This is a genomic window from Ectothiorhodospira shaposhnikovii (assembly GCF_016584105.1).
Classification (GTDB): Bacteria; Pseudomonadota; Gammaproteobacteria; order Ectothiorhodospirales; family Ectothiorhodospiraceae; genus Ectothiorhodospira; species Ectothiorhodospira shaposhnikovii.
Genome location: NZ_NRSM01000007.1, coordinates 135,143 through 146,164, shown reverse-complemented (window position 1 = coordinate 146,164; position 11,022 = coordinate 135,143). Strand labels below are relative to the sequence as shown.

The 11,022-nt window shown below is 60.3% G+C and carries 7 protein-coding genes; 3 read left to right on the top strand and 4 right to left on the bottom strand.

The window, feature by feature from the left end:
• Nucleotides 1-335: 335 nt before the first annotated feature.
• From CKO35_RS05965 to CKO35_RS05950, 4 genes are read right to left on the bottom strand one after another with little or no spacing between them, the layout of a single operon-like run.
• A complete protein-coding gene (locus CKO35_RS05965) occupies nucleotides 336-1,679 on the bottom strand; it encodes an STY4528 family pathogenicity island replication protein (protein WP_200173598.1) in 1,344 nt (447 codons plus the stop codon).
• Nucleotide 1,680: 1 nt separating this feature from the next.
• Entirely contained in the window at nucleotides 1,681-2,319 is a 639-nt protein-coding gene (locus CKO35_RS05960) for a DUF2857 domain-containing protein (RefSeq protein ID WP_200173596.1), read from the bottom strand.
• Complete coding sequence (locus CKO35_RS05955) at nucleotides 2,316-3,950, bottom strand: ParB family protein (protein WP_200173594.1); 1,635 nt, start codon at nucleotides 3,948-3,950, stop codon at nucleotides 2,316-2,318. Before CKO35_RS05955 ends, CKO35_RS05960 begins: the two co-directional genes overlap by 4 nt.
• Complete coding sequence (locus CKO35_RS05950) at nucleotides 3,947-4,807, bottom strand: ParA family protein (RefSeq protein WP_200173592.1); 861 nt, start codon at nucleotides 4,805-4,807, stop codon at nucleotides 3,947-3,949. Before CKO35_RS05950 ends, CKO35_RS05955 begins: the two co-directional genes overlap by 4 nt.
• Nucleotides 4,808-5,715: 908 nt before the next feature.
• Between CKO35_RS05950 and CKO35_RS05945 the strand changes: the two genes are divergently transcribed.
• From CKO35_RS05945 to prsR, 3 genes are all read left to right on the top strand, one after another.
• Nucleotides 5,716-7,254: a TIGR03013 family XrtA/PEP-CTERM system glycosyltransferase gene (locus CKO35_RS05945; protein WP_242467043.1), complete on the top strand. Its 1,539-nt coding sequence runs from the start codon at nucleotides 5,716-5,718 to the stop codon at nucleotides 7,252-7,254.
• A gap of 95 nt (nucleotides 7,255-7,349) precedes the next feature.
• Nucleotides 7,350-9,533: an XrtA/PEP-CTERM system histidine kinase PrsK gene (gene prsK / locus CKO35_RS05940; RefSeq protein ID WP_200173590.1), complete on the top strand. Its 2,184-nt coding sequence runs from the start codon at nucleotides 7,350-7,352 to the stop codon at nucleotides 9,531-9,533.
• Between the two features lie 30 nt (nucleotides 9,534-9,563).
• A complete protein-coding gene (gene prsR / locus CKO35_RS05935; protein WP_200173588.1) occupies nucleotides 9,564-10,940 on the top strand; it encodes a PEP-CTERM-box response regulator transcription factor in 1,377 nt (458 codons plus the stop codon).
• Nucleotides 10,941-11,022 lie beyond the last annotated feature (82 nt).

The window sequence follows — 11,022 nt, the reverse complement described above, 5'->3', positions numbered from 1 at the left end:
ATCGCGGCTATGCGCCAAAAGCAGCAACAGCGACAACGGGGGGGCGGCTGATGGGCGCCTTTCGCACCGGCCCGGGATCCAGGGGTGTGCCCGGGGCACACCCCTGGATCCCGGGCCGGCTCCGGTAGATAGGACAGGGGGTGCGAGTCGCACCCCCCCCTGATCCCGGGCAGTCCCCGGCAGGGTGTGCCACGGGCACACCCCTGGATCCCGGGCCGGCTCCGGTAGATAGGACAGGGGGTGCGAGTCGCACCCCCCCCCTGATCCCGGGCAGTCCCCGGCAGGGTGTGCCACGGGCACACCCCTGGATCCCGGGCCGGTGCGAAAGGCGCCCATCAGCCGCCCCCCCGTTGTCGCTGTTGCTGCTTTTGGCGCATAGCCGCGATCCGGTCCGCGTAGGGATTTTCGGGTGGTGGAGGTGGCAGATCCGGGGGGTGTCGTTCGAGTCTGGCGGCAAGTTGCTCGGCCTGAGCCTTGGCATCACGAGCCCGCCGCACCCGTATCCCGAGGCTGGTGAGGCGGAATTCCCCGTTTTGGGCACGCTGACCGTTGGCAATCAGCCAGGCCACGGGGTTTCGTACCGGCGAGTTACCGGGTGTGTTCAATCGCCCCTGCAGTTCGTCCAGCAGGTCTTGCCGAAGCGGTGGGTCCAGCGCCCTGAACGAGACTTCGGCGAGCAGCCGTTCATCGTCGGTGATCTGCTGGGGCCAGATCAGTCCGTCCTGACCAGTCTCGCGCGATTTTTTTCGGACTTCGCGGGTATTTGTAGTAGTAGTTTTTTTATTTTTATAACTACTACTACATATAGTGGCCGTGTCCATTTTTTGGACACGGATATTATCTTTTTGATTTTTAATGATATTTTTATCCGTGTTCAAATTCTGGTCACGGTGTTCGTTAGCCGTGTTCAGTTTTTGGACAGGGTTATCCGTGTCCAGATTCTGGTCACGGGTGTCGTGGTCTTGTTTCAGAGATTTCTGACGGCGGGGGGATACGCTGAACAGGCTGGAGTCCGAGTCATCCGGCGTGTCTTCCTTCCGCAGCAGGCCGGACAGAAAAGCGAGGCGCTGAACGGAGCGATCCAGCAGGCCGGTATCCTGAGTCACATCCCGGTTTTCCAGGATTGCGTCCTCGATGGTATCCAGCACGCCTCTGGCGATGCGGCGCACTCTGTCGGACGAATGACCCGTCATGTCATGCAAGAATCGTACATACCCCGGGTCAAGGTGCATGGCGTCGGCCAGCGTGACCGGCTCATCATGCAGGGCATAGACGTTGCCGGCGAATTTGCCGTGTTCATCCCGAACCCGGGCGCAGAGGGAAACCCATCGTGTGATCCGCAATACCAGCAGGGCGGCGGTGATCGTGGTTCTGGAACCGACATTGGTGTATTCAGCCAGGGTAGCGTGGTCCGGCATGACCGCGGGGCCGTTTGAGTCGGTCAGTGTCCGGATGACGGCCCACAGCCTGACCTCGGTGGGCTTGAGAATCGGGTCGCGGATCAGTGCCCGGGGTATGCTGTCGTTCCATATTCCGCAGAACAGGAGGCCATCGGCCTCCCGTTCCGTATCCTTACCCTGTTGCAACCGCAACCGCTCGATGGCTCGATGGATGAACACCGCCAAGCCTGCGGTACGGGGTGAGACCTCGCGATCGAGGGCTGTTTGTGCCGCATCCATGCTATCTCTCCTCATGTGCCGCCATGGTTCCTGATAGCCGTGGGCCCGGCCTGAAAGGCAGTACACATCCGCCGACTGAAGAGTGTCGTGTTTCAGGCGCGGTTTTGAGACCCGTGGTTTCCCAGAGCTGAAGCAGTTTGCATATCGTCGCTATGCTGACATCGGCGGACTGCGCTGTTTCCAGGTACCTCTCGGGTAGCGGGACGTCCGTCAGCCTGTGCCAGTGTTCCCAGACCTCGTGTTCTTGTTGCTCCGTGGGTTGGGGTGGTCTGCCCGGCGTGGACTGGATACCCAGCAATTTCCGGCGGGCGGCATGCTGCAGCGCAGACCAGCCGAACAGTTCCTGCATCAGATTCCGTGGCGCTCCCTGTCGCAGCATGGCATCTTGCAGGGCCTCGCTGGCGGACTCCTCATGGACGCGCCTGAGCATGGCCTGGCAGGTGTCATGATCCACTTCCAGGCGCAGAAAATGGGCGCTGAGCCTGCTCAGGTAGGACAGATCTTTCAGCGTCAGCGACTCCATGCTGCGTATCTCGTCCACGGTAAATCCCAGATCCAGGGCCGCCGTGAGGTCGCCTTCATGCACACGCTGGAGGGCGAATTTAATGATGTGAAAGGAGATATCCGCTCCCGTGCTCATGACTCGTACTCCTCTTCGTCATCCTCCCAGCCCCCGCGCCAGAGCATGTCTCCGGTGGGGTCCGGGCATTCCTGACGTGTCCGTCGGCAGCTCCTCATGAGCTCGCACAAGGCCTCAAAGTCCTGATCCGGAAGGATGGGGGATGTCAGGAGCTGGTTCACCAGCAGCGTCAAATCCGGCTGAGCGGACAGGGAAAAATCCACATCGTCTGAGTTCAGATAGTTGGGAACGACATTTTCCAGGTAGTATTTGGCCCGGTCGGTATCGACGTGAAACTCAGAAAGGGCGTACAGCATCCACCACAACCAGCGGCGCACGGCTCTCTCGCTGATGTTGCCGGCCGAATGCTCCGGAGGCAGATCAATGAGAAAGCCCATGCCCTTCCCGGGCAGGAGCATCAGGCTTTCGCCCATGTGGTAGCGCTGGGCCAATTGCAGTGCCAGGGTGTAATTCCGGGCGCGCAGTGATTTGAGGTCGGTGGGGCCAGGGTGGGGTGCAGGGAGGATATCCGGCAGGGGCGGTTCGTTGGGCGAACTGCCTGATGGGGGCAGGCCCTGTTTCAGGTCGGGACCAGCCTCCGGAAGGGCGGTGGGATCGAATTCCCCGGCGTGATCCCGCTCGGGCGCTTGGCTGATGGGCGCTGGAGGGGGAACGACCAGGGGCGGTTCGGAACCTGGTGTCGACAGATGATCCATGCCGCCTTGAGGGTACGAGGGAGCGCCGGATTCGCCCTGGTCGTCTCCGTCCATGTCTTCCGTCTGGCGTCTGCGGCTCGACATGCCTGCGTCGATCTCCAGGCGGATGCGGCTGACCGGGTGATCCAGTGCGGCGGCAAAGCGGGATTCCAGGGCCTGTTTTATCAGGAGGGGATCAAAGTCCGGCCCGTCATTATCCTGGAGGGTTTCCGCCCAGAGGCTCCGGAATGCCTCCGGGTCCTGCCCGGCATCGGTCCAGTAGCTTTCAAACCCCTGGGCCAGGGCGCGCAGGGTGTCGATTGGGGGTTGCCCCATCCCGGCCCGCAATGCGCAGGGGATCAGGGGGTAGAGGATCTCGGCAGCGTACTCAAAGCGGATGATATGGCGCTTCGAGATACTGTATCCTGCGTCAGCTAGCCTCCGCAGAAGCTCGCTTCGTGACAGCGTTTGCCCCGCCTCCTGCTCCATCTCCTGTTTGAGGGCTTTCAGGCCCAGGGCCTTGTCGATCAACACCATGTCCCCGCGCAGTTCGTTCTCGATCATGTGCGCGGTCAGGACGGCGGCTTCGGTGGTCCAGGGGTGGAACAGGCAGTGCACCTTGCGAAACTCGGTGGCGGCGGTTTCCTCGGCCAGTTCCTTGAGGATCTGGAGCCGGGTGTTGCCCCCGGCTCTGATCATGTATAGTTCGTCACCCGGTCGCCGGGTGATCTCAAGCGCGTTATTGAGGCCCCGCTGTGCACGGATGGAGGCCTTGATCTCTTCATACCGGGGGTTTCGTTCCACCCGTGGATTGCGGTCGTATGCCTTGATGCGGTCGATGTCCATCAGCATCTGGGTCACCGTAACCGGGTCTGCCTGGGGTATTTCCATGGCAGCGGGATTGCCGAAATGGCCTTCGCGCAACATGGCGCCGACATCAGGAATGATGCGTTTCATGAGTGACCCTCCTTGTCATGGGGGATGCTCGGTTTTTCGGAACCCCACGAAGGGGTAAGGTCGGAAAGATGCGGGAACAGCTCATGTACGAGCTGGGTCATGGTGTCCAGGGCTGAGGCGGTTGGCCCTGATCGCCTCGCCTCCCAGCGGTGAACCGGCATGCGATGAGTGGCCGCCTCCCGGTAGGCCACCGTACTGGGAACAATGGTGTCGAGGATGTCGATGGCGCCCCGGGAGGGGGCGTAGGATTCCTGGCGCAGTTCCCGGGCGATCATGCGGGCATCGCGGGTGTGATCCATGCGATAGATCACACCCTTGAGAGGCCCTACCGGTGCTCCAAGGAAGGCCATGGGCTGAAGTCGGTGAAGCATGCCCAGGGTGCCGCGGGCAAATTCGCGGGCTGAGAGAATTTCCGGTGGAATAGGGGAGAGCAGCAGGTCTGCCGCCAGGACAGCGGCATCCTGAAGGGGGCCGACGGCACCCTGGGTATCGATCAGGATGATGTCGTAAGCGTCATCCAGGCCGGAGAGCAGGTGGCGCAGCCTTACACGGCCGTCCGGCTGATGCAGTATCCAGTTCTGGAGAGCCCCACCCGGATCATCGGACAGCACGATGTCCAGGCCCGGGATAGTCGATGTGCTGATGACGCCTTCGGTGCGGGCTTCGCTGATCAGAGCCATGAGCCCGGCGGGAGCGCGGCTCTGGATGTGGTAGAAACTGGAGAGTGTGGGCTGGATGTCCGCATCCACCGCCAGTACCCGTTGGCCCAAATCGGCCAGGAGTCCGGCGAGGTTTGCGGTCAGCGTGGTCTTGCCGACGCCGCCCTTGGTGCTGGTGATCGTAATCTTGATAGCCATAGGTACCCCCTCGCGGAAAACGTTGCAAGAACGTTCCTGCGGCAGGGACACCCTGGGCTTACTCACCCGGGCGATAGGATATGATCGTACTGCAGAGCTGGTATGATGCCCGGAACCCGAGAGAGCATCTGGTGCCCTTCAGAGGGGTTTAACCTCCGACCTACTGATGACTTGTAATCAGTAGGTCGCGGGTTCGACTCCTGTCGCCGGCTCCATTTTCCCAGTTTTTCGACGGCCCAACCGTTGATTACCGCGCCAGGGACAGAACCGGGGGCTTTCCCGGTTCTCGGGAGGGGGGTGCGACTACACCCCCCTCGCCTTTATCCCGACAATCAAACCTTCAACAGAAACAGCTGTAGCTTGCGGATCAAGCTTCCCCTCTATCTACTCCATTTCCCGCTTGCGCGTAAATTTTTCTGCCCCGGCCGGTTCAAGATCGGTCTCAGTCTGCCCATCAGATGCCGCAGCTTGGGACACGTTGGTCTCAATTTTGATCCTGATGTCTGTCTGGTCCAAAAGTCTTTGGACATCTTTGATGTCGGGGTTTTCGCCGCAGGCACAAGTTGCAGCGCAATAGTGGTATAAATAGCGGGTGAGTTGTTCTGCTGCGCGAAGATTGTCCGGGTTTGCAGCATTATCTGGCCTTCACGTCCCTTTCCCGTTTAGCCAAATGGGTGTCCAATCAAAAGACTTGAAAAGTCTGCATTGGTCGATAGATTTCCCTTATTTTGTAAAAAGCCGGAAGATTTTTCGTTTTCCGACTTGAAAATGTGAAGTTCGTCACATAGCATAAATGTTAACCGCCATGTCCCAGCATGGTGTGAGGGGGAGGTGCAAGCCTGTCCACTCGGGGCAATGAAAATGATTTGATTTAGGACGTATCACCCAAGCATGAGAGAGGTTTGGGTATGGGCAATCCAGCAGAAAATCAAGTATTGACGCCTGTAGTCGACAGTTCAAATTACGGCGGTAGCGTGCATTCGGTAAACCGCACGTTTTCTCCCAAAATGCAGAAATCAACTGCAAATGTGGGGATGAGGCCGGTCAGGGTCAGGCACGGTCACATCAATTTTCTAGGTCGTGATATTTCAACCCCCATTGTTTTTCTGGCTACGGTGGAGGCGCTTGTCTTCGGCACGGCGCTACTTGTCGCCTACTTCATCAAGTTTCCCCTTTTTCCCGTACTGGATGTGATCTGGTCCTTGCAGATGCTTGCTGTTGTTTCTTCGGGCATGGTCGGTATGCTGAGCATGGGGCTTTACCGTCGTGGATTCAGGGGGGGGGCAAATGCGGTCGTTTTGCGCGTCATTGGTGCCGCGCTGCTCGCCGTGACCATGTTGTCCATGTTCTTCTATGTCTTCCCCCAATTGCATTTTGGGCGGACGGTGATGGCCGTTACCATCGGTCTGGCTGTCCCCGGTATATTGCTGACCCGATTTGGCCTCTTCCGGTTGCTGGATCATGATGCCTTCAAGCGTCGGGTGCTTGTGCTGGGGGCGGGTGAGTCTGCTTTGCTCTTCAATCGTTTAAGACGCAAGTCCGATCAGGTTGGTTTCGTTTTGGTGGGATTCGTTCCCAGGCCTGGTGAAAAAGCCAAGGTATCGGATGACGCCATGGTGCTGCTGGATGAATCGCTCCCTGATTTCGTGCGCCGCCATCATGTGGATGATCTTGTCATTGCCTATGACGATCCCCGCGGTGGCTTTCCTGCTGAAGAATTGATGCATTGCAAGATGCAGGGCCTTCACGTGTTGGATATTGCCGATTTTTTCGAGCGTGAGGCGGGCCTGCTCAAGCTTGATATTCTGCGCCCTTCCAGCATGATTTTTGGCCGGGGCTTTCGCCAGACCCTCTATCAGCAGTATGCCAAGCGGGCTCTGGACGTATTTACCAGCTTGGCCATGTTGGCCTTTGTCTGGCCTTTCATGCTGATTTGCGCCCTCGCCATCATGATCGATAGCAAGGGGAAGGGTTCGGTCATCTTCCGTCAGGTGCGCACCGGGCAGCATGGCAAACCGTTCACTTTGTTCAAGTTCCGCAGCATGATCATGGATGCCGAGAAGGACGGTGTGGCTCGCTGGGCCCAGAAATCCGATCCCCGCGTCACCCGCTTCGGTACTTTCATGCGCAAGACCCGGCTTGATGAACTTCCGCAGCTCATCAACGTGTTGCGTGGCGACATGAGCTTTGTGGGTCCACGGCCCGAGCGCCCCGAATTTGTCGAGCAACTCGGCTCCAGGTTGCCCTATTATCATCATCGGCATTGGGTCAAGCCTGGGCTTACCGGTTGGGCGCAGATCCATTACCCCTACGGGGCTTCCGAGAAGGACGCCTTCGAAAAGCTCAAGTATGATCTTTACTACGTGAAAAACCAGAGCATGTCCCTGGACCTTCTGACCATCATCCAGACCGTGGAAGTGGTCCTTTGGGGCAGAGGTTCCCGTTGAGAACGACTTAAGTCAATCCCGTTTTCGCTGGGAATCATTCCTCACCTCACCCCCCTCTCCTCAAGGGCGAGGGGGGGTGACCATGGAGATTTACCGTGTCCTTGGGCGTGACCGGATACGTCATCGCCGCCATTGGTTTTGCCGCCTTGCTGGCCGTGTTGCTGATCGGCTGGCAGCGCCGCCCCCAAGGGGCGTTGCTGATTATGGCAGCTGCTGCTGGTATCCTCTGGGCCCTGACCCTGGGTGCTCAGGCTGCCTGGCCCGAGCGTATCCCCTTGCTTCTTGTTTTCCCCGCCGAACTGCTCCGGGACGCTGCCTGGATCGGTTTTCTCTGGGGGTTGCTCTGGCAGGCACGTAGTCATCAGCGTCTGCCTCTTTCCCGCGCTCCGACCCGCCCCGGCCCGCCGTCATCTTCGGCTGACATCCGATCCAGCACGTTGCCGGCGGCCGCCGCGAATGCTGATCTGGGGCCTCCCCTGATCTTGCTGGGATTGGCGGCATTGCTGCTGCTGCTGGGATTGGCCACCTATGTGCTGCTCCAGCCCATGGTGCCGGAGTCCTGGGCGCGGGGAGATGTGTTGCTCGGCGGCAAGCTCATGCTCACCCTCATTGCCTTGCTGCTGGTGGAGCAGATCTACCGCAATACCTCCCGGGAGGGGCGCTGGGCCATCAAGTACCTGTGCCTGGGCGTGGGTGGCATCTATCTGTTTGATTTTTACATGTATGCCGAGTCCCTGCTTTTTCGCAACGTGGATGCGGGTCTGTGGGAGGCGAGGGGATTCATCAATACCCTGGTGGTGCCCCTGATCGCCGTGTCCGCGGCCCGCAATCCCCAGTGGTCTCTGGATGTCTACGTCTCCCGGGGCATGGTGTTTCACACCGCCACCCTGCTGGGGGCCGGTGTCTATCTGCTGCTGATGGCGGCGGCGGGCTACTATCTGCGGGTCTTCGGCGGTGAGTGGGGGACGGTCTTTCAGGCGGTATTCCTGTTTGCCGCCCTGCTGAGCCTGCTGGCACTGGCGGCTTCCGGGCGTCTGCGGGCGCAGTTCAGGGTCTTTGTCAGCAAACATTTTTTCAACTACAAGTATGACTATCGGGAAGAGTGGCTGCGTTTCATCTCCACCCTGGCCGACGAAGCCCGGCATGAGGCCCTGCCCACCCGTGTGATTCGCGCCCTGGCTGACATCCTTGACAGCCCCGGCGGGCAGTTGTGGATGCGTGGCGGCGGTCGGCATTTCGTCCAGGTGGCCCAGATCAACATGGCCGAGGCCGGAGACCACGCCGAGCCGATGGACGGCAGCCTGGCCCGCTACCTGATGGATACCGGCTGGGTGCTGGACGTGGAGGAATGCATATCAGAGCCTGAGCGACATGCCGGGCTGCGGCTACCGGACTGGATGCGGGACAGTGAGCGGATCTGGCTGCTGATTCCCTTGAAACAGGGTCCGGAACTGCTGGGCTTTGTGGTGTTGCTGGCCCCCAGGGCCCATCGCAACATCAACTGGGAAGACAGGGATCTGCTCAAGACCGCCGGGCTTCAGGCCGCCAGCCATCTGGCCCAGATGGAGGCCCTGCAGGCGCTGTCCGAGGCCCGGCAGTTCGAGGCCTTCAACCGGCTGTCCGCGTATGTGGTGCATGATCTGAAGAACCTGATCGCCCAACTGTCCCTGGTGGTCAGCAATGCCCGGCGCCATGGCGACAATCCGGCTTTTCTCAAGGATGCCATCGGCACGGTGGAGAATGCCGTGGAGCGCATGAACAAACTCATGTTGCAGTTGCGTACCGGAGAACCGGGGCGTGACATTGCCCCGGTGGATATGGGTGCTTTGGCCGCCCGAGCGGTGACCCAGGCCCAGGGACGTGCACCGAAGCCGGAACTGGCTCACAATGGAGAGCAGGTCCTGGTACTTGCAGACCCGGAGAGGTTGCTGTCCGTGATGAATCATCTGATGCAGAATGCCCAGGAAGCCACGCCGCCCGAGGGTGAGGTGCAGCTCGGTCTCTGGCGTGACAGCCGCCAGGCCTATCTGGAGATCCGTGATACCGGCACCGGGATGACGAGCGAATTCATCCGCGAGCGCCTGTTCCGGCCCTTTGATACCACCAAGGGGCTCACCGGCATGGGCATCGGGGCCTATGAAAGCCGTGAGTTCGTACGCGCCCTGGGAGGGGATCTGGAAGTATGGAGCGAACCGGGAGTGGGGTCGCGATTCCGGATCAGTATCCCTTTGGCCCAACAGCAAGAAGAAGCTCCTCTCCCGCTTGCGGGAGAAACGTAACCAGATCACTGCCAGTGAGGCACCCAGACGTTGACCGGCAGCACTCAGCAAAAACCCGTATTACTCCTGGTGGAGGACGATCCCGGCCTGCTCAGCCAGCTACGCTGGTGTTTTGACGACTTCGAGATCCTGACCGCCCAGAACCGGGACGAGGCCATTGCCCAGTTGCGTCGCGGCGAACCTTCCGTGGTCACCCTGGATCTGGGCCTGCCGCCGGATCCGGGTGGTGCGACCGAAGGTCTGGCCACCCTTGAACAGATCCTGTCCCTGGCCCCGGAAACCAAGGTGATCGTGGTCACCGGCAACAACGACCGCGACAACGCCGTCAGGGCCGTGGCCCTGGGTGCCTACGATTTCTACCAGAAGCCGGTGGATGCGGACATTCTCAATCTCATCGTCAAGCGCGCCCATCGCCTGTTCGAGCTGGAGGCGGAAAACCGCCGCCTGTCTGCCCGTCAGACCACCGAACCCCTGCCGGGCCTCGTTGCCGCCAGCCCGGAGATGCTCAAGGTCTGTCGCACCGTGGAAAAGGTGGCGCCCACCGATGCCACCACCCTGCTGCTGGGCGACAGCGGCACCGGCAAGGAAGTGGTTGCCCAGGCCCTCCATGGCCTGAGCCGCCGCAAGCAGGGGCCGTTCGTGGCCATCAACTGCGCCGCCATCCCGGAAAACCTGCTGGAGAGCGAGTTGTTCGGTTATGAAAAGGGCGCCTTTACCGGCGCCGTCAAGCAGACCCGGGGCAAGATCGAATATGCCGACGGCGGTACCCTGTTCCTGGACGAAGTGGGTGATCTGCCCATGCCCCTGCAGGCCAAGTTGCTACGGTTCCTGCAGGAGCGGGTCATCGAGCGCATCGGCGGTCGAGGGGAGATCCCGGTGGATGTGCGGGTGGTCTGCGCCACCCACCAGGACCTGTCCACCCTCATCGACGAGGACCGGTTCCGCGAGGACCTGTTCTACCGCATCAGCGAGATCACCATCCACATCCCGGCGCTGAAGGATCGTACCGGTGACGCCCACCTGCTGGCCCGGGTGCTGCTGGAACGATTTGCCGGCAAGCAAGGGCGGACCATGCGCGGCTTCTCCCAGGATGCCCAAAGCGCCATCGAACGCCATGACTGGCCGGGTAATGTGCGGGAACTGGAAAACCGCATCAAGCGGGCGGTGATCATGGCCGAAGGCAATCAGGTGACGGCGGAAGACCTGGAACTGTCGGCCGACGGCGAGGATCCGCTCATGCTCAATCTGCGTCGGGTGAGGGATGAGGCGGAAGGCAAGGCGGTGCGCCGTACCCTGCAGATGGTGGGGGGTAATATCTCCAGGGCAGCGGAACTGCTGGGGGTGAGCCGGCCGACCTTATACGATTTGCTGAAGAAGCATGATCTGGGGCGGCAAACGGAGGAATAGGCAACCACGGATGCATTTGAGCAGGAATGATTTGCTGAGATTATTCCTGGTCCGGTTTGAAAGCCGGAAAGATGGCTTTTTG